Source organism: Agaribacter marinus (assembly GCF_030160655.1).
Classification (GTDB): domain Bacteria; phylum Pseudomonadota; class Gammaproteobacteria; order Enterobacterales; family Alteromonadaceae; genus Glaciecola; species Glaciecola marina.
On the sequence record NZ_BSOT01000019.1, the window covers coordinates 177,155 to 202,662 of the forward strand.

A 25,508-nucleotide genomic window follows, 5' to 3' on the forward strand; every position below is an offset into this window, starting at 1 on the left:
ATGGTTAGATGCGTTTAAAAGTTAGGCCACTTAAGTATACATTGCTGGCAGGTGTTGTTGTTTTCACGTTCTCTGGTATTAATGGTTATGCACAGAGCAGTGATGATTTATTTAGCGACTTGCTGGAAGAAACTGTTAGCGATGACATTGTCATTGACGATACCGTAAGCACTTCTGGTGCTTCGCTACAGGCATTTTCAGGTTATGCAGAGTTATCGCCCCGTATTTTTCTGAATGACAGAAATGGGTATCATAATGATGAGCAGGTGTTGCTTACTACCGAATTTGAATTCGATGTATCACTAGGACAAAACACAACTGGCTATATCAGGCCACGCCTGTTTTTGGATTTGATCGATAGCGATCTCCAGCGGCTTGAGCTTTTTGAAGGTTATATTACCTATCAGCAAACGCATTGGGATCTTCGTGTCGGCCAGTTTGTTGAAAACTGGGGTATTGCCGATACCTTCAATCCCATTGATGTATTAAATCGACGCGACTTGAGTACTCAGTTGTTAGATACCACGCGCTTAGGCGAGGTGGGTGTTCGCGCCCGCTGGTTGCTTGATGGCAATGGCATGATCGGTGAGCCAACATTGGCTTTTTATGTGCTGCCCTGGTTTCAACGAACACGGTTTGCACTTGGCCGGCAGCGCTTAGGACTGGGAAGCGAAACCATCACGTTCAAGGAGAAGCAAGGGTTTGAGCCTGATGGAGACGAAGCCTATCTTTACGCACTTCGTTACCAAAGCACACTCAATACGTCGCTATTCAATGCCGATATACAACTTGTTGCCAGTCGAGGTACCGATAGAAATCCGTTAATCCGTCCCTTTAATGCTGATATAGCCGATACATTAGCACCTGTATATTTCGGTAATCGCATTCTGGGGGCTGGTATCCGCGCTGTCTCTAACATTGAAAAACTAGCAGCGTTTACCTTTAAGCTGGAAATAGCGCAGAACAACCCTTATGAATTTGAACAATCGCCTGTTGCAGTAATGGATGATTATCTTGCTTATGTCGCCGGTTTTGATTGGGATACTTATAACCTGCTAAACAATCAAGATCAGCTCACGTTCACACTTGAGTACGCCGGCGAATCAGGCGTCAGTCAAGCTCAAAGCGAAGCGTTCCCCAGACCTTTTAGTGACGACCTGATAACACGGTTATTTTGGCAATCGGGTGACTTTGCCCGCTCATCAGTTGAGCTAAGGGGCGTTTATGATCAGGAAAATGACGAGCATATTATTGAAGCAACTTTTGGCAGGTCTTTAATACAATGGCATCAAGACTTAAAGCTGGCGCTGAGTGTTTTGTATATAGCGTCTTCCTCAGAGCCTACTGCAACATTTAGCCAGTTACCGGATAACACGTCGTTGGCAATGACACTCCGGTTTGATTTTTAGGCCTATATAAATTTTATCGAGCGTTAACGGGGAGGTTATGAAAAATGACCGTCAAAGCATTTGCTTTATAAATTGTGCTATCGAAGCATATGGTGATAGATGGAGCTTGATCATTATTCGTGACATGGCCTTTTATGAGAAAAGGACATTTGGGGAGTTTTTGAAATCACCAGAAGGGATTTCTACCAATATTTTGGCTAATCGGTTACTGCATCTAGAATCTTCAGGATTAATAGATAAACGAAAATGTTCTGATGATGGGCGAGCTTATATATACAGCCTCACTAATAAAGGGGAATCGGTTAAACCGATTCTGGAAAAAATGATGGTTTGGGGAAAAGAAAGTAGCTTAAACAAGTATAATGAACATAAAAGTATCACTGTTAAGCATAAAGACTGACCATAATGATAAATTTGAACCCTATTTCAGAAGCTGAGTTTCAAACTTACTTAAAGGCTACAATAAAAAGCTATGCTGATCACAATGTTGAATCTGGGCGATGGCCTAAAGAAGAGTCATTAAGGCTTGCAAAGGATGAGCTAGATTCATTATTACCCGATGGCTTAGATACTCCCAATAACGATATATACGTGATTGAAAGCAGAGATCAAAATACATCAGTTGGATATCTGTGGGTGAACATTTCCAAAGAGTTAGATGAAAAATCAATGTTTATCTGTGATATAGAAGTACATGAAAAGTTTCGTCGAAAGGGATATGCAGAAGCCGCCATTCATTCTATCGAGAAGAATGCAAAGGCATTAGGGGGTTACCAGAATTCAGGCAAATATATTTGGACATAATACAAAAGCACAAACTTTATCAGAAAAGCTTGGCTATCGGGCTACAAATGTATTCATAAGTAAGAACCTTCGGTAAATTTGTTGTGCCGCTAATACCTCTTCCTTGCTTAGTTTATGCCAACAAAACATATGGCCAAAGTAAATAGTGAAGTGTCTACTTATTTCAACAACATCCCTTAAGATGCAATTTTATTTTCAATATTTGCCATTGGGCTTTAGTTAAACATTAATTCAATGGCAAGAAACGGGATGTTTGATAATTTGATCATTTATATACTTTGACTCCTAAACTATTTTAATAGGGGTACATAATGGAACTGCACAATAAAACGATCATTATCACCGGCGCGAGTAGCGGCATCGGCAAGGCGGCTGCAAAACTTTTCGCTCGCGAAGGCGCTAATTTAGTGCTTGCTGCACGACGTACAGCAGAACTTGAAAACCTTACTGCTCAACTTAAACAAGACGGTTATAAGGCTAGCTACCTGGCAGGCGATGTGACGGACAAAGACTATGCCTTTGAATTGGTTAATATTGCCAACAGTGAATTTGGTGGAGTAGATGGTGCCTTTAACAACGCTGGTATTATGGGTGAAAACACCGCTATTCCAGAAATGTCTGACGAGAATTGGCACCAAGTTATTAACGTTAACCTTACTAGTGCCTTTTACGCTGCCAAAGCGCAAATTCCTGCCATACAAAAACGCGGGGGAGGCTCACTTGTTTTTACTTCATCATTTGTGGGTTACAGCAATGGCGGTATGCCAGGTATGGGGGCTTATGCTGCTTCTAAGGCGGGCATGATTGGCTTGGCGCAGTCTATGGCCAGTGAACACGCGGCGGAAAATATTCGTATCAATACACTTTTACCCGGCGGTACCAAAACAGACATGGCAGGAAATGACCCTGATATCCATGAGTTTATTGCAAACCTTCATCCAATCAAACGAATGGCTGAGCCCGAAGAAATTGCGCAGGCTGCGCTGTTTTTGTTGTCAGACCGTTCTACCTACATGACTGGCAGTCCAATGATTGTCGACGGTGCAATGTCAACTCGGCTGATATAGGTACTTAGTCATGAAGAAGGTGACAGTACTCACAGAACAAATGATGTATGACGCGGTTGTGAGCAGGGACAAGTCGCTCGACGGCCAATTCGTGTATGCAGTAATGACTACTGGCATATATTGCCGTCCAAGCTGCGCCTCTCGCCCAGCACTGAAAAAAAACCTCCGTTTTTACTCGACGCTAGATGAGGCAAAGAACGCAGGCTTTCGTGCTTGCAAGCGCTGTAAACCAGATGATCCCAGATACGATGTTAATCGCCTTGTTGAACTTGCGCGTTATATCATCGCAAATGCGGATGAGAAACTGTCGCTCAATGACTTAGCCAAGCGCCAAGGTATGTCGCCGGGCTATTTGCAACGTACATTTAAAGCGGTGTTCGGCATTTCTCCCAAAATGTTCCAAGACGCCGCTCGGCTCAACACCCTAAAAAGCATGCTTAAAATAGGTGATGATATTACGGGTGCTATTTTTGGCGCTGGTTATGGCTCACCTAGCCGCTTCTACGAAAATGCTGCCAGAAAAATTGGGATGAGTCCCAAAACTTATCGCAATGGTGGCGAGGGCGAAGAGATTATGTTTGCTTGCCGCGAAACTTCGCTGGGCACATTAATGATGGCCGCGACTCAAAAGGGCGTTTGCTTTGTGATGTTTGGCGATAACGAAATACAACTCTTTGAACAGCTGCAAGCAGAATTTGCTAAGGCCAGCTTTACCAAAACCTTGAATAATGGTGGCGTGCTCCTCGATACCTGGATGACAGCTCTAGAAAACCATCTTGAACAAGGCGCTCCGCGACCCGAAATTCCTCTAGATCTCCGTGGCACTGCCTTCCAAATCAAAGTTTGGCAATTTTTACTCACTATCCCTGATGGTGATGTACTCAGCTATAGCGAAGTGGCTCAAGCAATAGACAAACCACGCGCCATGCGTGCTGCGGCCACCGCTTGTGGTAAAAACCGCATTGCGATGTTAGTGCCATGTCACCGAGTACTGAGAGGTGACGGTGGTTTAGGTGGTTATCGCTGGGGGTTGGAGCGTAAGCGAACCTTATTGGATGCTGAACGACAAAGGCGTGTAGAATCGTGAGTATTCCGCGACGAATAAACGCGCTCGACTGGACGGCAACACGCATTATGCTGAATGAACATGGCTACGCTTATTTGCCGAGTATACTTAATCAAGAAGAATGCCTTCAGTTAGCCCAACTTTATGATCAGCCAACAACCGGATTTCGCTCCCACATTAATATGGCGCGCTACAATTTTGGTCGTGGTGAATATAAATACTTCAGCTATCCCTTACCAAATATCGTCAGTCAATTGCGCAGTTCGTTTTATCCATATCTTGCCAAAATCACCAACGAATGGGAGTATCAGCTAAAGACAGGTAGGCAATGGCCTGAAACATTAGAGCAATTAACAGAGACTTGTCACCAAGCCAATCAGATGCGACCAACCCCTTTACTGCTTCGATATACAAAAGGCGATTACAATTGTCTGCATCAAGATCTTTATGGTGAAATTCATTTTCCCCTTCAAGTGATTATTCAATTGAGCGCCCAAAGTGAGTACAGCGGTGGCGAATTAGTGCTTGTTGAACAGCGTCCACGTATGCAATCCCGACCCATGGTAATACCGTTTGAGCAAGGCTCTGCCATTATCATTCCAGTGCGAGATCGCCCTGTAAAAGGCTTACGAGGCTGGCGTCGTAATCAAATGCGTCATGGTGTGAGCGAGCTTACACAAGGAACCCGGCACACCTTAGGGTTGATTTTTCATGATGCTAACTAAGCAGCCAAGATTGATAGCAAAGGATAATATGAAAGTGAATAGTAACCGAACCTTGGATCTCTTTGAGCAACTAGGCGAGAAACCAACCAATCTTCTTCCCTGCGGCGGTACAGTTCATTATTACGGCCCTATCACTTCAGGCTGTGCTGCTGACAATTACTTCGAGTCTTTATTACGCGATGTTGCTTGGAACCATGATGAAGCGATTATTTTTGGTAAACGAATCATCACCAAACGGAAGGTGGCGTGGTATGCGGATAAGCCTGAATCTTATACTTACTCCAACACAACCAAGATAGCATTGCCATGGATACCCGTTTTACTAGAGTTAAAAGCGCTGGTTGAATCTGCTAGTGGTGAAACATATAACTCGTGTTTACTGAACCTCTACCACGACGGAAGTGAGGGTATGGCGTGGCATAGCGACGCGGAGAAAGACCTTAAACGAAATGGTGCAATTGGTTCCTTAAGTTTTGGTGCAGAACGGAAGTTTTCTTTTAAACATAAGCAAAGCAAACAGACTGTATCGAAGGTGCTGGAACATGGAGCTTTACTTGTTATGAAAGGTACCACTCAAAGTTATTGGCTTCATCGACTACCACCAACAAAAACAGTCACTACTCCACGCATTAATTTGACTTTTAGAACTATTGTTTAAGAGAGCAAAAAACTTCCTGTTAATGGTCATATCCCTGCTTATTGTTCCGCTAATCCCTCTACCTTGCTTAGCTTATGCTAACTATAAATGCGGTAGAAAATAATGCTATTGTTGCTCCCATGATGTTCGCGATAAAGAGTATTTCTACAAATAGTGGTGCTACAGCTAATCAAGCTAGCCAGAACCGCACCGTTCCTATAATTTTCTTTTATCCATTTCATTTGAATAAGCGTTTAATTTTCAACGTTTTCAACAGCCCATTTATGCATTTCACCAAAAAACTTTTCTAGGGCCGCCGCTTTTTTTGTTGCGCTGTATTCAACACGAGGCGGTACTTCAGCATATACCTTGCGCGTGACCAATTCATCTTCTTCAAGCGCTCTAAGCTGGCTGGTTAACATGGTTTGGGTAATGCCGGTAATTTCACGGCGTAGCTCGTTAAAACGCTTGGTGCCTCCAAAAATCAAAATGCGAAGTATCCATAATTTCCATTTGCCGCCAATCATCGCAATGACTTTATCAAAGCCCTGACAGGAGGCCATATTTTCACGGCAAGCTATTTCCTTTCGTGTCGGCATAATAAAACTCTTCTAACTGTTCACTTTTATCAATAGTGGTGAAGGCATTAGTATTAAAAACATACTATGTAGTATTTTTCTGCCTTCTTGAATATTAATACTATTACATGTCAAATAACTTTTCAATATTGAAGAGAAGGAGAGGGCTTTTGTCTATCAAGGTTTATGCGATTAGCGGTTCACCGAGCGCGTGGCGAGTATTACTTGCCTTAACATTCAAACAACTAGAATACGATGTGCAGTATCTGAATCTGTCAGAACAGGAGCATAAGTCTGAAGCTTATCTGGAGCTTAACCCCAGAGGCACCGTGCCTTCGTTAGTGTCAAATGGCGTAACACTGCGCGACTCCATTGCTATTCTCGCTTGGCTAGATCGTGCTTACCCTGACAAGCCATTATTTGGTCATACTCCCGAACAGGCTGCTCATATCTGGCAAGTCACAATGGAAGCAAGCGAGCATTTACGTAATGCGAGTAAAGGGCTTTTACTTCCTATCTTTTTTCAAGGCGCTGATAAGAAAACCGATGAATTGGCACAAGTCGCCACTACCCAACGAAGTGAAATGCAAAAGTTGGGCGCTTTGCTTGTAAGGCATTATTTTATCGGTGGCGATTACCCTAGCGCCGCAGATGCAGTATGTTTTCCTGAAGCGCGTATGCTCAAAAGAGCGCTTGACACGAGAGCGGAACTAATGGAAGCGCTAGGGTATCAACTTGATTTGTCAGATTTTCCAGATATTGCTGCTTGGATAGGTCGGATTGAAGCATTTGAGGGTGTTAATAAGACGCTGCCACCGCATTGGAGTTAGCACATGCATGGTTTCTGGTATAGATAACGCAAATTTCTGAGGACGCAAGGCATTTTCTGAAAGAACATGGTGAACTGTTCTTGATCCAAAAACGCCGACTAAAGATCTATAGAATACACAAAATCCATTATTGAATGACTACGAAGAATCGTTTTAGAAACAAATAAAGAGAAGTATGGAAAGCTTCAGTGTACTAAAGAATGCCGTTGGTTCAGTATTAAATGGTGATAAAGAAGTATTAGCAGAGTTAAAGGAGCGGATTCAATAGGCAAATGCACATATGACTGGAAGGTTTGCAATTGATACTGATTATATATACAGTATTTGGTGGTCTATATAAATTAGCAATTGAGTAGTCCTGTTTGGACGCAAGTTATGAAGGATAAAAACACATGCAAGTTAAACATGAATGGAGGAAAAAAGAGAAAGTTATCTATCTTCCAAAAAATTGCCCTGAAATAATTGATGTACCCAGCTTCAAGTTCATCACAATTAAAGGGGAAGGAAGCCCAGCTGAAAGTTCATTCGCCAACAGTGTTAGCGCTTTGTACTCTTTAGCGTACACGATAAAGATGATGCCCAAAAAAATGGACACACCTCCAAATGGGTATTTTGATTTTACTGTATACCCGTTAGAGGGGGTTTGGGATATTAACGATGAGGCCAAAGCTAATTTTACAGGCGTAATTAGTAAAGATGACTTTGTATATAAATTGATGATACGTCAGCCCGATTTTGTTAACGAGAGCTTCTTTAAAGAAATGCTAGATATTGCTATGGAAAAGAAAAAAAGCCCACTACTAGAACAATTGTATTTTGAACAGTCATCTGAAGGTCTTTGTGTTCAAATGCTGCATCTAGGGCCTTTTGAAGATGAGCCTGAAAGCTTTAAAGTAATGGAAGAGTTTGCAAAAAGTGAGAACCTTATACGGATATCCAAGGCGCATCGAGAAGTATACCTTTCTGATACTCGAAAGGTAGCACCTGAAAAGCTTAAAACAGTGCTTAGATTTCAAGCAAAAAGATCATAGATGAGGTTAAATTTTGATAAAGCTATCAGTAAGTATTGATGTCGCCAATCTTAAACAGGCAGAGAATTTTTACATTGAAGCGCTTGGCTGTATAAAACTAAGGGATCAAGGAGGCATGTCAGTTATTTCAGTGGAAAACTGTGATATTTATCTACAGGAGAAAGCGGAAGGTTCTAAAGCAGTTCCTTCTGAAGTCATTGAACGAAGTTACTCTCGTCATTGGACACCAGTACATATTGATTTTTTAGCTGAAAATGTTGATGAAATCGTAGAGCGTATCCTTAAATTAGGCGGTAAGCATGAAGGTGGTGATAGTGGTGACTGGGGTTCAATTGCTTACTGCGCAGACCCATTTGGTAATGGTTTTTGCGTAATCAATGAGTAAAGCGTATAACAAATGTCGGCAGAATTATTAGCGAGCTAAATAAGGTTTTAATTTATGCACATTCTCAACGGTGACAGTGCCGCAGGTGCTTTCAAACAGACATTTCGTGTCTCTACAGAGGATATACTTGTATTTAGGGATGTACTCTCCTGCGGTGGTTTGACCGAATTTAGTGACATGAAGAGCTGGGCGCAATTCAGGCGAAGTTATTGGGGTGAGATGTTTCTCAAGCACGGTTTTGGCTCTATAGAGGAGATCGAAAAAGCACCGCGCGATTTCTATAATGATTTTGATGAGTTGAAAGGTGCTACTGATGTCAACTTATGGTTAGGCGTCTCCCTGAGCGATCATTTGTTGTTGGTTTACATCGTCACACTCTTCACGCATTACGGATTGGACGTCGATAAGCTGAAAATCTATCAATATGAAAAGATTAATGATAATCGTATGATAGTGATTGGCCTCGGCATGTTAAACCCTGAGCAAATAGCAGCATATAAACCTGACGCCATTACCTTAAGCCAAACACAAATCAAGTACTGTTTAGATGTGTGGGAGGCACTGGTATCAGAGACTCCAGACAAACTTATACAGATACTGAGGCAAGAAGCATTAGAGCTGCCGTTACTCCATCAGGCACTGAAAAGCCTGTTTTATCGTTTCCCCGACAGTGAGCGTGGGTTAAGTCATTTTGATCACATTATTCTTGAGGCAGCCAAAAAACATCCCTCTAATACGGCTCGTATTATTGGTGCAGTCTTAGCTCATAGTATGCGCTCTGGCTGTGAAGAGAGTATTCACACTTTGGACACTGTAGGAGATATTTATCTCTTCAATCGCCTTAAAAATATGGCTGGAAAAAGCCTTAAAAAACCGCTGTTATCACTCAATGTAATGGATGATAACTTGAGGAATACAAAAACAGAGATCACCGAGTTCGGATTGAAAGTTCTGGCCGGGCAGTACAATGCAGTTCAAGCCAATGGTATTGAAGACTGGGTGGCAGGCATTCACCTCGACAGCTCCAAAGGAGAAGCTTGGTTTAGGCAAGGTGATAAACTGATGTTAGAAAGTATAGATTGAGCATTTAGTGCCATCATTTTTTGATTATAAAACGGCTCAATGTAATCAATGATATTAGTTTTGGCTTCATGTCTTGTTTGATACTGATGATAATTCACGTGTTCTGATTTTAAGCGCCGAAAGAAGCGCACTGTTACTACATTATCTAAACAGTTGCCAGCTCGACTCATACTTGACGCTAGAGCTGTTCTTTCAGTGAGCGTTGAAAAGCATCACAGATGCGCTGTACGCCCAGAACTGTATGGAATAAGACAGCTTTCACGGGGTTCTCGCTTATTTAACGCTAGTCGTAACGCATGGGTTGTTAGTTCACTGTTTGGCTTATCAGAGAACGCCTAACTGATCACTTTACGTGAGCATTAGTCCATAATAACGGCTAAATATCACCAGTCTTGTTGAGTACGGATAAAGGTAATGTCACATAGACTACACTGTGTTGTTCAGGAGTATGAGCGCTGGCTTTAGGCGCGACACTTTTTTGTTTTTTCCGCTACTGCGATACCCATTGTTGGGTTGTCGTTATTAAATTCTTAGTATTTACATTGCACTAATAAAATAGACATGTTGTGTTTCAACAGCAGCCTGTCGATATTTGAATGCTGCGTGATAGTCTTCATCCATTAGCAGTTGAAGAAAGTTCTCTCGGCGCGGGTATTGGCCAATGGCAATAATGTCCCACTGTTCTAGGTTGTCGCCGATAAAATCTGCCTCAACAGCGCCTCTTAATACAAAGTGACCTCCGACTTCTGCTACCTTGGGTACACTGGTTTCGGCATATTTGCTAAACGCTTCGTGTCCAGACATAGACTCTTCAATTAGCTTATTATCGGCGCCTGTTCTTAGTTTAAAAAAGTTAACAACCGTCAGGGGAGCATCTTGATCTCCTTCTACCAGCGATTGCCACTGTGCACGAGATGGAAGATTAAAGCCGGTTCCATATAACTTAATTAGCGTATCAATTGAATATTTCATTTACATTCCAATATAGTTTTTCTACTTTAATTATTTAGGGTTATTCCAGTACCTGTAGCAAAGTAAGATTGCTCAGGGAATAGTTCCTTATGACTCAAAAGCTCAATAATGTAATCGCTGATTTTCTTTGCCGTCAGTGGTTGTTCCCACTGGTTCATGAAATCAGTTAGCGTTTTACCATTCGCTTCAGCGTAGGCCTGACCTGCGGCTTGACCCAATTCGGTTTCGGCGATGAGTTGTTTAGGAATAATCGAATAAAAATTCAAATCTAAGTTACGTAACGCTGCTTCTTTTTGAGCATATTCTGTTAAAAAATGCTGCATCCGCTTAGCACCGGCATAACCGCCTGACAGTCTTGAGCCTGAAAGCCCAGCACCGCTGGAGAAATTAATAATGGTACTGCCAGAAGCCATCGGTAAAGTGATAGCGGCTGATAAGAATGCATGAGCAATTTTAGTGTCAATATTCCACGCACCGCTAAACGCTTCCCAGCTTTGCTCAAAAAACGGTGCCATAGGTTGAGCATGACCTGCTGATAGAATTAACAAATCGGGCTCGTGCTCTGACAGCAAACGAGCCGCAGAACCTTCGCTTGCGGCATCTTCAGCAAGCACGGTTATATTCGGGTTGGCAGATTTGAGCGTTTCCAATTTTGCTAAATCACGGGCAACCACTGTGGTATCAACGCCACTTTCAGCTAAACGCAAAGCGATTTCTCTGCCAGAGCCTGAACTGCCGCCTATGACTAAGGCTTTTTTAGATTGAATAGTCATTGTCGTTCCTTTGGTTTCAGCTATCTAAGGCTGGTTGCTCTCGGTATGCGGTGAGCCAACACCGGTATCGAGATAAGTCTTTAAACTCTCGACAAAAAACATATCCCAACCTGCTTCACACACTTCATAGCAATGAAGGTTTGGTGTTAAACCATTATGGGTAAAGTCAATTTTCGTCTGCTCTCCGTCAGCTTCAATCTTCCATATCATTTTTGTCCCTAGCCATTCGGTCTGGGAAGCCTCTGGTTTGTCTGTAATCAGGTGGTAAGCATCTACGCACTCTAATTCGACTAATTTACCTGGCACCAGCGTTTTGGCTTCCATCGTCCAAAAGGAGACGTTAGGTGCGAAGGTAAATTTAATTTGGTCACCGACTGCGTTGAAAGACTTTCCGTGTGTCGTCGTCCACCAGTGGTCATAGCCAGTCGTTAATGCTTGATAGACGGCTTCGGGTGAAGCGTTTACTGAGATTACCTGATGGTAGCTTGGTTGGTTCATGTTAAGTACTCGCTCTGTAAAGTGAATACCTATATGATAGAACTACAGTATTAAATCGCAAGAAGGCAGATTTTTCTTGTATAGTATTAAAATAATACTAATGGGATGAAGTAACTATGAAATCTAAAGAAAAGCAAATGGATGCAACACCCCATATACCGGTGATTGATGGGTTTTGCCCTATGCCTGATATCGCGAAATTAATCGGCGGAAAGTGGAAGCTGATTATTCTGCAAATTTTGATATTTCAAGGAATGCAACGTTTTAATGGATTAAGGCGATGTATCCCCGATGTCACCCTAACTATGCTAACCAGTCAGCTACGGGCACTGGAAAAGGACGGCTTAGTACATCGTGAAATTTACGCTGAAGTGCCACCCCGTGTAGAATATTCTGCGACTCCAAGAGCAATGGCATTGCAGAAAGTGTTTTTATCTATGCACGAGTGGTGGCTCGAAGATGAAAAACGCAATATTTAATGAGTAGTACGATCAAAAGCAGCAATACGCTGAAGAATCAGTAGTGACGAGGGGCTGAACTGAAAGTTAGGCGAAATCTGGGCTAGATAAATTTTCCTGATGTTATGAAATAGTTATGGGGGAATGATTCCGCGTCTAGCAGCTATAAGCAATGAACCTATCATAACTCATTGTTAACAATGGGTTTTCATTATATGGAGGAGTGTTTCAAGCACCTTCTAACACTTCCAAGCAAATTGTTTTCATGTAATTTTTCATCGTATCGTCTTTTTCAATGTATCAGAAACTGCTCAGCCGACCGCAGTGCGAAAGCATTAGGACGTGAGAGGGTGACAGTTCCGCTCAGTGGAATTAGCGTTTAGCATATGCGGTAATGACTTGCCAACGCACTGCAACGGAATATCGAAATAGAACACTTCAATATGTAAATATCTTAAGATATGCTGGGGCTTATATTTTTAATAAGGAAGATATATAGCTCTTTCGTTTTACTAAATAATCAGTTAGCAAAACGGGATATTCTTCCCTAACGGCCTGTTTGACTGAATTTCGTTGCATGAGATTGGTACGCCATACTTGTACTTTTGGTAAGTTCTCAAAAATATCAATCTTAAAGTGAAGATCGAACACCTCAAAATATCGGAATATAGGGGAGTAAACGGCATCTATTAACAAAAAAGTTTTTCCGTTAAAGTAGGGCTCGGCTTTCGTTTCAGATTCTAGTAATTCAAATCGACGAGTTAACGCTGAGAGTGTATTGTTAAATTCACTCTTGGTTTTTGCGTTGTACAGTTTGGCAATATTATTGAGAGTTTGTGAACCAAATTCTATCCAAGCTTTGTGGTATGCCTTTTCTAGTGGCTCGTGTATTTGCAGACTACCAGGTGTTATTTCGTCTAAGTAATCGCAGATAACTGCAGATTCAAATAAGGGGTGGCGGTCATCCACAATTAACAGCGGCACTTTACCCATTGGTGATAGTTCCTTAAACCATTCCGGTTTATTGCCGAGGTCAATATCAATTCGATTATGGGGAATATTCTTTTCTTCTAGCGTAATGATAGAGCGTTGCACATAAGGGCAGAGTGCAAAGGTCACTAACTCCAGTTTTGGTATGTTCATTTTCTGATTTCCATTGGCTTTGATTTAGGACGTATTTACAGAAGTGTCGAGTCAGTTAAACCTTGATTTTGCGTATATTCACATTAGCGATGGCGTACGCCCCATTTCCCGAAAATATCTGTGTAATGGCCATCGCCACCAATACAAGCGGGTATTCCCAGCCGCCTCCGGTATTAGTAAATAACCAGCCATTTCCGGCGTGGGCCCAGGTTGCCCCCATTAAAACGGGAATCAATAGCAATGACACCATACGGGCTTGGAAGCCAATAATCAGCGCTATACCGCCAAGCGCTTCCAAGGTAAACACGACATAGGCCAGTGCGGCAGGCAAGCCGATTGACGTGAAGAATTCAGCAGTGCCGGGCAGCGTGAACACAGCGAGTTTGAGGTAAAAGCTGTGGGCAATCATAACTACACCTAGAGTGATGCGGGAAATTAGGGCTGATAATTCTGGGCGATTCAGTTGTTTCATGACAGGTCTTCTATATTAGTTGAAAGATGTGACTATTATTGAATTTGCAATGTGGCAAGTAAATTGGCAATGTGTGCAAATATAATTTGCAGTATTGCAACATGTTTTTTTGCAATGCGAGTAGAAGCAGAAAGGTTAGGTTAAATGAATTGGGATTCTCTAAAGGTGTTTCTGTCGATTGCGGAAACTGGCTCACTATCAGGAGCGGCAAAGGCTCTAGGGGTAAATCACTCAACTGTATTCAGAAAACTCCAGGCCTTGGAGGCAGATATTGGTGTAAGGCTATTGGAAAAAATAGAAAACAAATATGTGCTAACCCGCGCAGGTGAAGAAGTGCTTGATGAGGGCCAGAAGATTTCCGAGTCTTTTGATGCAATTGACCGACGGATCATGGGGGCTGATTTCCAGCCTAGAGGGACCGTAAAAATCACAGCACCTTTTAATATTGTAAATCGCTACCTACCTAAATTATTTGCTGAATTTTGTTGTCAGTATCCTGATATCGAAATCGAATTTTTCTCTAGCAATCAGGATTTTAATTTGGCTAATCGCCAAGCTGATATCGCTATCCGTGCAACATCATCACCACCTGAATATTTGATAGGGCGTAAGTTGTGCCAAATTCGTTGGGGTGTGTTTGGTGATAAGAATTACTTTAAGCGACATAGTCAGCTGGATTCGCTAGATGATTTGATCAGTCATCGCTTGATTGGCGCGAGTGGTGCAATGGGCAACTTGGAAGGGTTTGTTTGGTTAGACAATAACTACACTGAAAATATCACCATTAGATGCGATGAATTGACCGCCATGTCATATATGGCAGAACATGGGCATGGCTTGGCATTTTTACCGGTGGATCAACGTCGGGAAGGCATTGTTCAATACTTAGAGTTTCCGCCGGGCAAGTCCAGCGACTTGTGGTTGTTAACACATCCAGATTTACGTAAGGTGGAACGTATTCGACTAGTGATAAATTATTTGTCAGATCGACTAACAGGCATGTTCTAAGGTGTCAACGGCAATCAGAAACTGATCAACTGAACAATAGAAATCTAGCACTTGGTGAAACATCTGTTATTAATAATTTAATAGCGAAGTTAACGCGCGAATGTTCCTGAGGCGAAATTAAGTACGAGATAAAGAAGCCGAGCGCTCTTCATAGACTCAAGTTACAGTGGGAAATCTATTTCCTCTCAGCATTTATTTTTTTATAAAACATGCGTTTATATTCTTTTGGTGTTATGCCAACGTTTTTTTTGAAAAGTCGTCTAAAAAAGCTAACATTTTCATACCCTAAGTCATGAGCGATTTCGTCAAATGATGTATTACTTCTTTCAAGAATATATTTTGATTTTGCGATCCTAAGTTGCTGTATGTAGCTAATTAAACTGTGACCCGTCGCGGCTTTAAATCTCCGTACAAATGTTCTCTCGCTCATAGAAGATTGCTTGGAAAGTGTCTGTATTGATAAATCTTTATTTAGGTATTTATCAATGTAATTCTGACAGCTCAAAATAGTATCATCACCATGGTTTTTATTGACAGCAAATGTTCTATAGGGCTTCTGCTGCTGGGTTGTTCTGTCTATTAGCGTACAACGAGCGGTTTGAATGGCAACTTCATGCCCACAGAATCGAGAAATAATATGCATACTTAGATCTTGATCTGCCGTTACGCCGCCAGCGGTGATTATTTGATCATTATCGGCTATCAGCAATTCTGTATTTATGTCTAATATCAAAATATGCCTTTCAAAATGTTTGCGAAGGCAGCTGTTGCACAGGGGGTTTTCATTGATGGATATTTCTCAACTTCGATATTATACCGAAGAACTCAAGATGGGAGGATTTGAAATTGGAGGAGCGACTGATCATGTTGAACTCGTAACTGGTGAAAAACCAGAGACATTTGAAACAACTGTGCGCAGGTACGTTAATAAACCAAGCCTTATCGACCATAATTTAATTGTAGGAAACAAACTAAGTACTATGATTTTCATGATGAAAATGCTGTTAATTCGAGTCCCAGATTTAGATAAGTGGGAAGTCAATCATGGTCATCCCTTACTGAAAAATCCCACGTTAAGTCATGAAAGTGATGAATGGCTATTTACAGCGGAAAAACAAGAACTGAATCTGATAAAAACTCAGGCTACCTAGGCCATCAGGATACGCATTATGTAGGGCTCTCAAAGGTGTCATGACCAACTCAGCATGCTCATCAGCATTTGAGATTGGGCCTCAACCTGGTGCTACGAAAGAAAGTCTTGCAGATTCTTCATACCATGTTCCCAACCAGTGGAGAACCCCGTTCTCATCGCTTCATCTTCGATAGCGGAATGAACGATGCGGATATCTGTACCAGAGCCCATTTCTGACAACACGATCTCCACTTGGGACATTAATGATGGTCTAGTTTGCTTCGAACCTGTCTCAAACTTAGACCAAGAAAAGATGAGGTGGCTACTTGGAGAAATAGTTAAGTACTTACCTTCAAAGCCCATTTTTTCAACCCCGTTGTCTTTCATCAAAAATTTCCAAGCCCCCCCGATGCGAAGGTCGACCTCAGCAGAGAGCAGCGAGTTGGGCTTTGGGCCAAACCATTGCACAATGAGCCTTGGATCGGTCCAAGCTCTGAACACGGATTGAGGCGACGCAGCCAAGTATCCTTCTACGATAATGGGGTCAGCACCAATTTTGGTTTTGACAAAAGGTATGGTCATTCATCTATTCCTTTCAGCACATGTGCCATATTATCTAGCTGACGAACCCAGAAGCACCGATAGTCGTCCAGCCAGTCCGAGGCCTCTTTCAGCACCATTGGCTCAATGCGGCAATGGCGGGTACGGCCTCTTTTCTCTACACGGACAAGTCCAGCCTCATTCAAGACACGAAGATGATTGGAAACACCTGTCAAAGTCATGTCGTGTTGATTAGCTAATTCAGAAACTGATGCTTCTCCGTTTAGGAGTTGCGCAAGAATAGTTCGTCGGGTCTCGTCACCCAACGCGTGAAAGGTTTGATCTAGTGAACCCAATTTTCTCTCTCTTATTAAAGTGAAGCGATCACTTGACTGTTGATAGATTCAAACGTAAAGTCAAGTAGTTGCTTCACTATACGTTACCCGATTAGGTAACACAACAGAGGAAAGAAAATGAGAGAGATTACAGTATTGTCATTTGTGAGTTTAGATGGAGTTGCACAAGGGCCGGTTCAACCTGATGAAGACACATCTGACGGGTTTACGCAAAGTGGCTGGACATCAAACTATATTGAAGAAGCGATGGAATTAGTCAATACAAACTTAATGGAAGGTCCAGTCTCTTTCTTGTTTGGTCGCAAGACATTCGAAATGTTCTGTGGGCACTGGCCTAATTCCAAGACCACCGAAGGCGATCTGTTCAACCAGTCCCAAAAGTACGTGGTTACAACATCACTGAAATCCACAGTTTGGGATAAATCTGAAATCATCACAGGCGACCCGGTTGTAGCGCTTAAGAAGCTTAAGTCTGAGAGTGGTCCGAGATTACAAGTACATGGCAGTATAGCCCTTATCCAAACGCTTATCGCGAACGGCCTCGTTGATGAGTTTCGTCTTTTAACATTCCCCGTTGTTATTGGGGCTGGTAAGCGATTATTTGGAAGTGGAACCATGCCTGCAACGTTCAATATATCGAATTCACAGGTTTCTAGCAACGGTGTAGTGATGGGGGTTTATAGACGTAAATAAGGATAAGTTCTTCATGAAGCTCGTTTATTTTTGGTGTTAACGAACTGGCGTAAATGCGCTTTCTATTAACACCAAGACTAGCATAAACAAGTAAAATTCTTTTGTATCCTTGGCTTATTTTGTGCATAACTAATACTGAGCGCCGGTAAAGCGCAACGTTTTTTGACGCTCGATATGCAATTATTCAGGCATAGTCGAGCGTTTTACGTTTATGTTGCTTTACATTTATTGCAAGCAGGACATCTATCAGAGCAAGTATCATTCATGCAAAAATTTAAGACAGAACAAGAAACTTTTTGGGCAGAATCTTTTGGGAAAGCTTACATCGAAAGAAATAGCTCTGAACAGCTTTATTTAAGTAAAGTGGCGACTTGGGCAAAAATGTTGAAATCTGCAACTGGCGTAAAAAGTATTTTGGAGCTTGGTTGTAACATTGGTCTGAATTTGAAAGCAATTCATGGGCTCAACCCTGACATCCAGTTGCAGGGCGTTGAAATTAATAAAGATGCGGCAAATAAAGCGGCAAATATGGGCATAGCCGATATCCACCAAGATACCATTTTAAATACACTAGACAGTCCTCCGGTAGATTTGAGCTTTACCGCAGGTGTGCTTATTCATATTAACCCAGAATATTTAGACCAAGTATATGCAAACTTAGTGAATTTGAGCAAACGATATGTATTAGTTGCGGAATATTATAACCCTTCACCTATGAGCATTGATTATCGAGGTCATAAAGAACGTCTATTCAAACGGGATTTTGCCGGTGAACTTATTGATAATTATAATTTGAAACTTGTCGATTATGGCTTTGTTTATAAACGAGACAAATGGGCACCAATGGACGATATTACTTGGTTTCTATTAGAGAAATAAATCATGCATATTAGACTCGCGGCTTCTATGGATGCAGACGATATTTACATATGGCGGAACGATGAGCTTGTTCGTGATATGTCGTTAAATTCAGGCATAGTTGATTATGAATCACATATCGAATGGTTCAGCGCTACACTCAAGAATGAAAATCGATATTTATTTATTGGTGAAATAGATGGGCATAAAGTGGGTGTCTGTCGTTTTGATCTAGATGGAACAACTTTACCAAAGCAGGCGTTGGTATCTATTAATATGAATCCTAGTTTTAGGGGGCGAGGGTTAGCAAAGCCTATGCTAAAGAAAGCGATTGAGTGGTGTCAAACGAAAGACGATACTTATAAGTTAGTGGCATTGATAAAGCCTGAAAATAAAGCGAGTATTCAACTTTTTTCAACTAGTGGTTTTGTATTACATAGTCGTCATTCAGATTTACTTGAATATCACTATAATTGATACGTTTTTTGAAGTAGTACTCCAGACGCTTGTTGTATTGCATTTTCTAAACTCATATTGCTTGGTGGAACATTAATTACAAAGTCTTTGGGTATGACGGATGCTTTGGCGGCTAACGGTGTAAATTTGGCAACAATAAAACGAATGATTGCTCCATATATCTCTTGATTATCAACGTTAATATTAATGCCAACATTATTTTGCATTGTTAAGTAAAACGACCCAATAATCTTTTCTTGATATTCAATCACATACCACTCTCGATATGGATGCTGTGAGCAAAAAGCAACATGCTCCTCGTAGCGAATGGCTGTTTGGTGGCTTATTACGTGCTTTCTAGTTAATAGCAATTCAAACAGGATTGAAACGTGCTTATCAAGGTTAAACGGGTAATAATTGAGCTTCATTCATTCAACCTCAAAGTACTCTTAGCTGCACACCAAGACTAATGCGTTGTTGATGTCTATTATAGTCAATCAAAGAATCACCATAACCGTTAAAATATTGTAATAGCACATCATAGCGCTGGTTTAAGGGATAAGTAAAATTGAGCTCTATCCCACTTCTATTGTCGGAGAAAGATAGGTTATTCCTTAACTGAGTAAGCACATTTACTTTACCTAGTTGCCATACAAAACCTAATTCAGCACGCCCATAGAAATCATTAATGTCGGGGTTATCATCACCCGTCGGATCAAGTGGGTCAACTTTGTCGTCTTCCGGTAAACGCCACCAAGTTTTGACGTAATATGCGGCATCTTCATCGCTAAATAAAGCACTGGCGACTATGCGATTCCAGCTGCGTGACTTCAGCCCATCTTGTCCATTGGAATGGTGATTAAATCCTATTTGAGCCAAATTGAATCGGTAACCCAATAAGTCCCAATCTGCCTGCCATTGATAAAATATTTCTGGCTCATAATTCGTTTCTCTGAACGGTTTTGAGGCTTCACTATTATAGAGTTGCCAAAAGGATGTGGTAGTGAAACCGAAAAATACCCCGGTATTGCCATCATTTTCTAGGTATATGGGTGTTTTAATGCTGATTTGAAATTTTGCTTCTAGATTATCTATCGCTTTTTCAGGGAGTCCATCAATAGTGATGTTATTGGGCTCACTAACATAGCCTATCGGCAATAAATAATTACGTCGATGTTGAGTAATAGAAAATGGGTTTTGGTTTGCTATTTTGTCTTTATTGCGACGTTCATCTAGTATAGACGTAGTTTGTGGTGGCGTATCTGGATTGGTTTCAATGATGTTTTCTGCTTCTTGAGCAAATGCTGATTGGTAATTAAGACTCAGCGTAAAAAATAAGACTACTGACATTGTCTCAATTAAGCGTCCTTTCATGTGCCTTCCCGTTTTTAGGTTAAAAAGTAATGTTTATATGGATATCGATAAACCTTCGTAAGCGGCAATACATCTCGCGTTGACAGCACCGCCAATCTGCAAAATTTCATCGGCGTGCTCGGTAATTGCATCGACTTGTTTGTCAGTTCGTTCTGGATCATGGCTGTAGAGCGCAAGCGTTTTTACATTTGCACCCATGGCAAGTTTGACTGCTTCTTCTGCGACAGAATGCCCCCAACCTTGTTTGGCTGGCATATCTTGCACGATGTATTGCGCATCGTGAATCATCAGATCAGAATCTTTCGCGAAATCCACAAAATTGAGAAAATCGCCGTCTTTTTTATAGGGTGGATATAACTCATTGTCAGTGATGTAACTAAGCTTGCTACCATCTTCGACGATGCTATAGCAACTGCCACCACCTGGATGGTTCATCGGCCGTCGTGAAATTTTAGCGTTGCCAATTGTCCATGTATTTCGATTTTTTTCAATTTCGTTAATGACAATATCAGCGGCTAGTACTTCTTTGGGCACCGGAAAATACGAACCAGACATTTGATCTAATACCGCCGTCGGTTGGTGTTCTTTTGTCTGCCCAGGAATAATGTGGATTTGGCGCTCAGGTTGATAAGCTGGGGTAAAAAAGGGAAATCCTTGAATATGATCCCAGTGGTTATGAGATAGCAGCACAAAAATCGGTGTATCTTTTTGTGCTAACTTTTTGCCTAGCAAGCGTATTCCCGTACCTGAGTCCAGTATGATGTCGGTGCCGTCATTCAATTCAACATGAACGCATGCGGTATTGCCGCCGTATCTCGCAAATTCGGCGCCGGGAGTCGCAATTGACCCCCGTACACCATAAAAGGTTACTTTCAACTAGACACCTGCTTGATTAGTGATGAACGCAACTACCTCGTCAATATTAAGTAGTTGCTTTTCACCTGTTTTACGGTTTTTGTGCTCTACTTGCAGATTATCTAGATTTCTTTCACCAATAACAATACTATGAGGTATGCCAATTAATTCCATATCATTAAACATTACACCTGGACGCTCTTTTCTATCATCGAATAGTATCTCAACACCAGCGGCAATAAAGTCAGCGTACAAACGGTGAGCAACTTCGGCAACACGTTGAGATTTATACATATTCATTGGAATTAATGCGACTTTGAAGGGGGCAATTGCTTCAGGCCATTGAATCCCAAATTTGTCGTGATTTTGCTCGATTGCTGCAGCAACAATTCTTGTAACACCGATACCATAGCACCCCATCTGCAAGGTTTGGTGCTTACCTGATTCAGTTAACACACCGCAAGTAAGAGCGTTTGAATATTTGTCGCCTAACTGGAATATATGGCCAACCTCAATACCCTTGCGAATTTCAATTGTTCCTTTGCCATCTGGCGATGTGTCACCAGACTCAATGTTTCGCAAATCTGCGACGTCATAATCTTTTACGTCTCTATCAAAGTTTACGCCTGTGTAGTGTTGTCCATCCATATTCGCGCCACAAATAAAATCGCTACAATTAGCCGCGCTCCGATCTACCAAAATTGGACATGCTATACCTAACGGACCAATGGAACCAAAGTTAACGCCAAAAGCCTTATTAACTTCATCCTCGCTGGCCATTTGTAAGGGCGAAGCAACCAATGGGTGTTTTGAGGCTTTGATGTCGTTTAATACATGATCACCGCGAAGGACAATTGCAATATATTCATGCGCTGACTCTTCACTCGCTTTTACAATCAGTGTCTTTACACAGTACTCTGGTTCGACAGACAGTTGCAATGCAACTTCATCTATTGTTTTAGCATTAGGTGTATCTACCGTTTTTACATCTTCATTTGCAGATAAGCGTTCACCTGAGGCAATGACTTCTGCCAGTTCAACATTTGCGGCGTAGTCTGATTTATTGCTAAAGGCAATATCGTCTTCACCAGACTCAGCAAGTACATGGAACTCATGTGAAACTGCACCGCCAATTGATCCAGAGTCGGCGATGACGGCTCGATACTCTAAACCAATGCGCTCGAAAATATTACAATATGCTTGATGCATGCGTTGATATGTTTGGTCTAGCGACTCATGATCGATATGAAAAGAATAAGCATCTTTCATGATAAATTCGCGACTACGCATAATACCAAAGCGAGGCCTTACTTCGTCTCTAAATTTCGTTTGTATCTGATAGAGATTCAAGGGAAGTTGCTTGTAGCTGCTAATTTCATTTTTCACAAGAGCCGTGATAACTTCTTCGTGCGTCGGACCCAGTACAAAATCTCGATTGTGCCTATCTTTTATTCGGAGTAGTTCAGGGCCATATTCTTCCCAACGACCAGATGCTTCCCATAAGTCAGCGGGTTGTACAACAGGCATGCTAATTTCAATCGCGCTAGCCTTGTTCATTTCATCTCTCACGATTTCTTTTACTTTATTAAGTACACGAAGTCCTGTTGGCAACCATGTATATAAGCCAGAGGCAAGCTTTCTAACAAGACCTGCTCTAATCATTAATTGATGGCTGGCTATTTCTGCTTCGGCAGGTGACTCTTTTTGAGTTGCGATTAAATATTCTGTTGTACGCATTGTTATTGTTAATTATTGGGAAAAAATATTCGCCAATCATACCAGTGTAGTGGTACGGACTAAACCCTAAAATGACGCGACTGTGTTATTTCGACATAATTTATTGTTCAGAATTGATAACAACAATTGTTTTACCTTCTATACGCCAATGTATATCGAATCCGTAAAGATTAATCTTGTATGTTTTTAAGTCGTTTTTGTTTTTTTTATATGCCGGTCGAGGGTCTTGCGCAAGAATGTTTGTGATGAGTCGTGGGTCTATTTTTTGCGCTTGAATTTTATCTTTAACACCGTCCATAAAGATAACTTCATTGAGTTGTTCAGGTGGGCGACTCGCATATCCACATTGACTATCGTCGACGCTATCCGCGTAGCGAATATAGGGTTTAATATCGATGATAGGTGTCTGGTCTAACATGTCAACGCCTTCAACGAGCAAGTTACCGTTAGTAAGTCCGTTATTCTTTACTACAGTCATACCTATGTTGTTGGGTCTAAAGCTCGACCGAGTGGCAAAAACACCGAGACTTTTATTGCCGCCTAAACGAGGTGGCCTAACACTCTGCTTTTTATCTTGGCTAAGATGCTCGCTGAACAAAAATAAAACCCAAAGGTGACTGAATTCAGCAAGCCCCTCACAGGCATCTTCAACATTGATGAATGATTCAAATTCGATTTCTCCTTTGGCTATACTTATGCCGTGTCCTTGACGAGGAATGCCAAATTTTTGTTTAAATGGCGTATGTATTTTACCAACAGGCGAAATTGTATATTGCATTGAACAACCTAAATTTATGTTTGTCTGTATTGAAAACAAATGACACTGTAACTATATATTCATTCGCACGAATTATAGTCTTGTTAACTATACGTTTTATTCTATAGGGAATTGTATGATTTTAGTGGAAAATTTGACCCGCAAATTCGGCCATCATACCGCAGTAAATAATTTATCTTTTGAGATAAAGTCTGGAGATATTGTTGGTTTCCTTGGGCCGAATGGTGCAGGTAAGTCAACGACGATGAAAATGCTGACTGGGTTTTTACCTATTTCCTCCGGCTCTATCAGTATTGATGGGCTGGATGTCGACAAAAATGCGATAAAAGTAAAACATAAAATTGGCTATTTGCCTGAAGGGGCGCCTGCATACCCCGATATGACGGTATACCAGTTTTTACACTTTATTGCCGCAGCGCGTAAAATTCCTCGGAAAGAACGAGCATTGGCAATTGACAGCGTCGTTGAGAAAGTTGCGTTAGCGTCGGTGTTAAATAAAAGTATTGAGAATTTGTCGAAAGGATTTAAACGACGAGTAGGTATTGCTCAAGCCTTAATCCATGACCCAGATATTTTAATTTTAGATGAACCGACTGACGGGCTTGACCCAAATCAAAAGCATCAAGTACGCAAGTTGATTTCAGCCTTGGCTGAGACCAAAATTGTGATTGTGTCTACTCACATATTGGAAGAAGTGACCGCGGTTTGCAATCGAGTCATTATTATTGCCGATGGCGAGAAACGTTTCGACGATACTCCGCTAGCGCTGCAACAACGCTCTAAATACCATAACGCAATGACAATTAAGTTGAGTTATATGGCCGATATTTCTGGGTTGCTGGAATTACCCGGCGTTGCAGATTTGAAGCATGATAAAGATACCAAGCGCGTCACTATTTTTTCAGAAGAGCAACAAGATATTACTGCGATTATTCAAGATTACGTTCACAAACAGAATTTACCCGTGGATTTAATATTTCCTGAACAAGGTCGTTTAGATGACGTATTCCGTGAAATAACACGGTCGCAAGTAGCAGAAGGAGAGGTGAGTTAAATGAATGAAACATTTATAATCATGCGCCGCGAGTTTTCTAGTTTTTTTGCGACACCGGTAGCGTACATTTTTATTGCGATATTTTTAGTTATGTCTGGTGTGTTTACATTTTTAATTGGCGATTTTTATGCGCGTGGTCAGGCGGATTTATTGAGTTTTTTCAATTTCCATCCATGGCTGTATCTATTTTTGGTACCAGCTATATCGATGCGTACGTGGTCTGAAGAGAGGAAAAGCGGCACGATTGAATTGCTGATGACCTTACCGTTTACTACTTTACAAATTATGTTGGGCAAATTTTTTGCCGCTTGGTTGGTCTTAGGTACTTGTTTGCTGTTGACGTTTCCACTTTGGATTAGCGTCAATTATTTAGGCGACCCTGACAATGGTATTATTTTATCTGCTTATATGGGCAGTTGGTTGATGTCTGGTGCTTTTTTGGCGTTGGGTATTTGTATGTCGGCACTCACTAAAAACCAAATTATTGCGTTTATGTTGGCTATCGTTATTAGTTTTTTATTCGTATTAGCTGGCTCACCTGTAGTCTTGGATACGTTGCAACATTGGGCACCCAATCTCGTGATAGATACCGTAGCCTCACTCAGTTTTCTCACACACTTTCAAGATATCTCTAAAGGCGTTATTACGCTAAATGATGCGTTGTTTTATCTTATATTCATCGTTGTTTGCTTGTACGCAGGCTATGTCATTATTGAACAAAAAAAGGCGAATTAAG

General features: G+C 41.5%; 34 protein-coding genes. 19 read left to right on the forward strand and 15 right to left on the reverse strand.

Features of this window, described 5'->3' with window-relative positions:
• Positions 1 to 8 precede the first annotated feature (8 nt).
• The 7 genes from QQK00_RS19580 to QQK00_RS19610 all read left to right on the forward strand — a co-directional run bounded on the left by QQK00_RS19580 (position 9) and on the right by QQK00_RS19610 (position 5,729).
• Positions 9 to 1,409, forward strand: coding sequence for a hypothetical protein (locus QQK00_RS19580; RefSeq protein WP_284219388.1), 1,401 nt, complete (start codon positions 9 to 11; stop codon positions 1,407 to 1,409).
• A gap of 37 nt (positions 1,410 to 1,446) precedes the next feature.
• The gene (locus QQK00_RS19585; RefSeq protein WP_284219389.1) at positions 1,447 to 1,809 is read left to right on the forward strand and encodes a winged helix-turn-helix transcriptional regulator; all 363 of its coding nucleotides are present in this window, start codon (positions 1,447 to 1,449) and stop codon (positions 1,807 to 1,809) included.
• 5 nt (positions 1,810 to 1,814) lie between these two features.
• Entirely contained in the window at positions 1,815 to 2,213 is a 399-nt protein-coding gene (locus tag QQK00_RS19590) for a GNAT family N-acetyltransferase (protein ID WP_284219390.1), read from the forward strand.
• A 311-nt stretch (positions 2,214 to 2,524) separates the two neighbouring features.
• Positions 2,525 to 3,280, forward strand: coding sequence for an SDR family oxidoreductase (locus QQK00_RS19595; RefSeq protein WP_284219391.1), 756 nt, complete (start codon positions 2,525 to 2,527; stop codon positions 3,278 to 3,280).
• 10 nt (positions 3,281 to 3,290) lie between these two features.
• A complete protein-coding gene (gene ada, locus QQK00_RS19600) occupies positions 3,291 to 4,367 on the forward strand; it encodes a bifunctional DNA-binding transcriptional regulator/O6-methylguanine-DNA methyltransferase Ada (RefSeq protein ID WP_284219392.1) in 1,077 nt (358 codons plus the stop codon).
• Entirely contained in the window at positions 4,364 to 5,071 is a 708-nt protein-coding gene (locus QQK00_RS19605) for a 2OG-Fe(II) oxygenase (RefSeq protein WP_284219394.1), read from the forward strand. The genes ada and QQK00_RS19605 overlap by 4 nt, the downstream gene beginning before the upstream one ends.
• A gap of 28 nt (positions 5,072 to 5,099) precedes the next feature.
• Positions 5,100 to 5,729: an alpha-ketoglutarate-dependent dioxygenase AlkB family protein gene (locus tag QQK00_RS19610; protein WP_284219395.1), complete on the forward strand. Its 630-nt coding sequence runs from the start codon at positions 5,100 to 5,102 to the stop codon at positions 5,727 to 5,729.
• Between the two features lie 233 nt (positions 5,730 to 5,962).
• Here the strand turns inward: QQK00_RS19610 and QQK00_RS19615 are convergent, their stop codons facing one another.
• The gene (locus QQK00_RS19615) at positions 5,963 to 6,307 is read right to left on the reverse strand and encodes a winged helix-turn-helix transcriptional regulator (RefSeq protein WP_431307765.1); all 345 of its coding nucleotides are present in this window, start codon (positions 6,305 to 6,307) and stop codon (positions 5,963 to 5,965) included.
• Between the two features lie 149 nt (positions 6,308 to 6,456).
• Here QQK00_RS19615 and QQK00_RS19620 point away from each other — a divergent pair, with 149 nt between their 5' ends.
• The 4 genes from QQK00_RS19620 to QQK00_RS19635 all read left to right on the forward strand — a co-directional run bounded on the left by QQK00_RS19620 (position 6,457) and on the right by QQK00_RS19635 (position 9,615).
• Positions 6,457 to 7,116: a glutathione S-transferase family protein gene (locus QQK00_RS19620; RefSeq protein ID WP_284219396.1), complete on the forward strand. Its 660-nt coding sequence runs from the start codon at positions 6,457 to 6,459 to the stop codon at positions 7,114 to 7,116.
• A gap of 392 nt (positions 7,117 to 7,508) precedes the next feature.
• Complete coding sequence (locus QQK00_RS19625; protein ID WP_284219397.1) at positions 7,509 to 8,147, forward strand: GyrI-like domain-containing protein; 639 nt, start codon at positions 7,509 to 7,511, stop codon at positions 8,145 to 8,147.
• A gap of 13 nt (positions 8,148 to 8,160) precedes the next feature.
• Positions 8,161 to 8,532, forward strand: a complete 372-nt coding sequence (locus QQK00_RS19630; RefSeq protein WP_284219398.1) for a VOC family protein — start codon at positions 8,161 to 8,163, stop codon at positions 8,530 to 8,532.
• Positions 8,533 to 8,586: 54 nt separating this feature from the next.
• Positions 8,587 to 9,615 (forward strand): DUF1835 domain-containing protein, encoded by a 1,029-nt coding sequence (locus QQK00_RS19635; protein WP_284219399.1) that lies wholly within the window; start codon positions 8,587 to 8,589, stop codon positions 9,613 to 9,615.
• Here the strand turns inward: QQK00_RS19635 and QQK00_RS20555 are convergent.
• The 4 genes from QQK00_RS20555 to QQK00_RS19650 all read right to left on the reverse strand — a co-directional run bounded on the left by QQK00_RS20555 (position 9,543) and on the right by QQK00_RS19650 (position 11,858).
• Positions 9,543 to 9,785: an IS3 family transposase gene (locus QQK00_RS20555; RefSeq protein WP_431307766.1), complete on the reverse strand. Its 243-nt coding sequence runs from the start codon at positions 9,783 to 9,785 to the stop codon at positions 9,543 to 9,545. The two genes, QQK00_RS19635 and QQK00_RS20555, sit on opposite strands and share 73 nt — an antisense overlap.
• A 367-nt stretch (positions 9,786 to 10,152) precedes the next feature.
• Positions 10,153 to 10,587, reverse strand: a complete 435-nt coding sequence (locus QQK00_RS19640) for a DUF1330 domain-containing protein (RefSeq protein WP_284219400.1) — start codon at positions 10,585 to 10,587, stop codon at positions 10,153 to 10,155.
• A gap of 26 nt (positions 10,588 to 10,613) precedes the next feature.
• Positions 10,614 to 11,360 carry an SDR family NAD(P)-dependent oxidoreductase gene (locus tag QQK00_RS19645; RefSeq protein ID WP_284219401.1) on the reverse strand — a complete coding sequence of 249 codons (747 nt, stop codon included), beginning with the start codon at positions 11,358 to 11,360 and terminating at the stop codon, positions 10,614 to 10,616.
• Positions 11,361 to 11,384: 24 nt separating this feature from the next.
• Positions 11,385 to 11,858: an SRPBCC family protein gene (locus QQK00_RS19650; protein ID WP_284219402.1), complete on the reverse strand. Its 474-nt coding sequence runs from the start codon at positions 11,856 to 11,858 to the stop codon at positions 11,385 to 11,387.
• 116 nt (positions 11,859 to 11,974) lie between these two features.
• On the opposite strand from QQK00_RS19650, the gene QQK00_RS19655 reads away from it, so the two are divergent.
• A complete protein-coding gene (locus tag QQK00_RS19655) occupies positions 11,975 to 12,337 on the forward strand; it encodes a winged helix-turn-helix transcriptional regulator (protein ID WP_284219403.1) in 363 nt (120 codons plus the stop codon).
• A 450-nt stretch (positions 12,338 to 12,787) separates the two neighbouring features.
• On the opposite strand, the gene QQK00_RS19660 is transcribed toward QQK00_RS19655, so the two are convergent.
• Positions 12,788 to 13,459 carry a glutathione S-transferase family protein gene (locus QQK00_RS19660; RefSeq protein WP_284219404.1) on the reverse strand — a complete coding sequence of 224 codons (672 nt, stop codon included), beginning with the start codon at positions 13,457 to 13,459 and terminating at the stop codon, positions 12,788 to 12,790.
• A gap of 55 nt (positions 13,460 to 13,514) precedes the next feature.
• Positions 13,515 to 13,931, reverse strand: coding sequence for a DoxX family protein (locus QQK00_RS19665; protein ID WP_284219405.1), 417 nt, complete (start codon positions 13,929 to 13,931; stop codon positions 13,515 to 13,517).
• A 144-nt stretch (positions 13,932 to 14,075) separates the two neighbouring features.
• Here QQK00_RS19665 and QQK00_RS19670 point away from each other — a divergent pair, with 144 nt between their 5' ends.
• On the forward strand, positions 14,076 to 14,939 hold the full coding sequence (locus tag QQK00_RS19670; RefSeq protein ID WP_284219406.1) for a LysR family transcriptional regulator: 864 nt from the start codon (positions 14,076 to 14,078) through the stop codon (positions 14,937 to 14,939).
• Between the two features lie 175 nt (positions 14,940 to 15,114).
• Here the strand turns inward: QQK00_RS19670 and QQK00_RS19675 are convergent, their stop codons facing one another.
• Complete coding sequence (locus QQK00_RS19675) at positions 15,115 to 15,672, reverse strand: GlxA family transcriptional regulator (protein ID WP_284219407.1); 558 nt, start codon at positions 15,670 to 15,672, stop codon at positions 15,115 to 15,117.
• 55 nt (positions 15,673 to 15,727) lie between these two features.
• Here QQK00_RS19675 and QQK00_RS19680 point away from each other — a divergent pair, with 55 nt between their 5' ends.
• Positions 15,728 to 16,090 carry a hypothetical protein gene (locus tag QQK00_RS19680; protein WP_284219408.1) on the forward strand — a complete coding sequence of 121 codons (363 nt, stop codon included), beginning with the start codon at positions 15,728 to 15,730 and terminating at the stop codon, positions 16,088 to 16,090.
• A gap of 92 nt (positions 16,091 to 16,182) precedes the next feature.
• On the opposite strand, the gene QQK00_RS19685 is transcribed toward QQK00_RS19680, so the two are convergent.
• A complete protein-coding gene (locus QQK00_RS19685; protein ID WP_284219410.1) occupies positions 16,183 to 16,653 on the reverse strand; it encodes an SRPBCC family protein in 471 nt (156 codons plus the stop codon).
• A complete protein-coding gene (locus tag QQK00_RS19690) occupies positions 16,650 to 16,967 on the reverse strand; it encodes an ArsR/SmtB family transcription factor (RefSeq protein ID WP_284219411.1) in 318 nt (105 codons plus the stop codon). The genes QQK00_RS19685 and QQK00_RS19690 overlap by 4 nt, the downstream gene beginning before the upstream one ends.
• Positions 16,968 to 17,084: 117 nt before the next feature.
• On the opposite strand from QQK00_RS19690, the gene QQK00_RS19695 reads away from it, so the two are divergent.
• From QQK00_RS19695 to QQK00_RS19705, 3 genes are all read left to right on the forward strand, one after another.
• Entirely contained in the window at positions 17,085 to 17,660 is a 576-nt protein-coding gene (locus QQK00_RS19695) for a dihydrofolate reductase family protein (protein WP_284219413.1), read from the forward strand.
• A gap of 264 nt (positions 17,661 to 17,924) precedes the next feature.
• Positions 17,925 to 18,539 (forward strand): pseudaminic acid biosynthesis-associated methylase, encoded by a 615-nt coding sequence (locus QQK00_RS19700; protein WP_284219414.1) that lies wholly within the window; start codon positions 17,925 to 17,927, stop codon positions 18,537 to 18,539.
• Positions 18,540 to 18,542: 3 nt separating this feature from the next.
• The gene (locus QQK00_RS19705; RefSeq protein WP_284219415.1) at positions 18,543 to 18,995 is read left to right on the forward strand and encodes a GNAT family N-acetyltransferase; all 453 of its coding nucleotides are present in this window, start codon (positions 18,543 to 18,545) and stop codon (positions 18,993 to 18,995) included.
• Here the strand turns inward: QQK00_RS19705 and QQK00_RS19710 are convergent.
• The 5 genes from QQK00_RS19710 to tsaA form a co-directional block, all read right to left on the reverse strand.
• Positions 18,986 to 19,402 (reverse strand): hypothetical protein, encoded by a 417-nt coding sequence (locus QQK00_RS19710; protein WP_284219416.1) that lies wholly within the window; start codon positions 19,400 to 19,402, stop codon positions 18,986 to 18,988. The two genes, QQK00_RS19705 and QQK00_RS19710, sit on opposite strands and share 10 nt — an antisense overlap.
• 10 nt (positions 19,403 to 19,412) lie before the next feature.
• Positions 19,413 to 20,348 (reverse strand): phospholipase A, encoded by a 936-nt coding sequence (locus QQK00_RS19715; protein ID WP_284219417.1) that lies wholly within the window; start codon positions 20,346 to 20,348, stop codon positions 19,413 to 19,415.
• Positions 20,349 to 20,381: 33 nt separating this feature from the next.
• Positions 20,382 to 21,224 (reverse strand): MBL fold metallo-hydrolase, encoded by an 843-nt coding sequence (locus QQK00_RS19720; protein ID WP_284219418.1) that lies wholly within the window; start codon positions 21,222 to 21,224, stop codon positions 20,382 to 20,384.
• Positions 21,225 to 22,940: a proline--tRNA ligase gene (locus tag QQK00_RS19725; protein ID WP_284219419.1), complete on the reverse strand. Its 1,716-nt coding sequence runs from the start codon at positions 22,938 to 22,940 to the stop codon at positions 21,225 to 21,227.
• Positions 22,941 to 23,040: 100 nt separating this feature from the next.
• Positions 23,041 to 23,718, reverse strand: a complete 678-nt coding sequence (gene tsaA / locus QQK00_RS19730) for a tRNA (N6-threonylcarbamoyladenosine(37)-N6)-methyltransferase TrmO (RefSeq protein ID WP_284219420.1) — start codon at positions 23,716 to 23,718, stop codon at positions 23,041 to 23,043.
• Between the two features lie 115 nt (positions 23,719 to 23,833).
• Here tsaA and QQK00_RS19735 point away from each other — a divergent pair, with 115 nt between their 5' ends.
• Entirely contained in the window at positions 23,834 to 24,772 is a 939-nt protein-coding gene (locus QQK00_RS19735; RefSeq protein WP_284219421.1) for an ABC transporter ATP-binding protein, read from the forward strand.
• Complete coding sequence (locus QQK00_RS19740; protein WP_284219422.1) at positions 24,773 to 25,507, forward strand: ABC transporter permease subunit; 735 nt, start codon at positions 24,773 to 24,775, stop codon at positions 25,505 to 25,507.
• Position 25,508 lies beyond the last annotated feature (1 nt).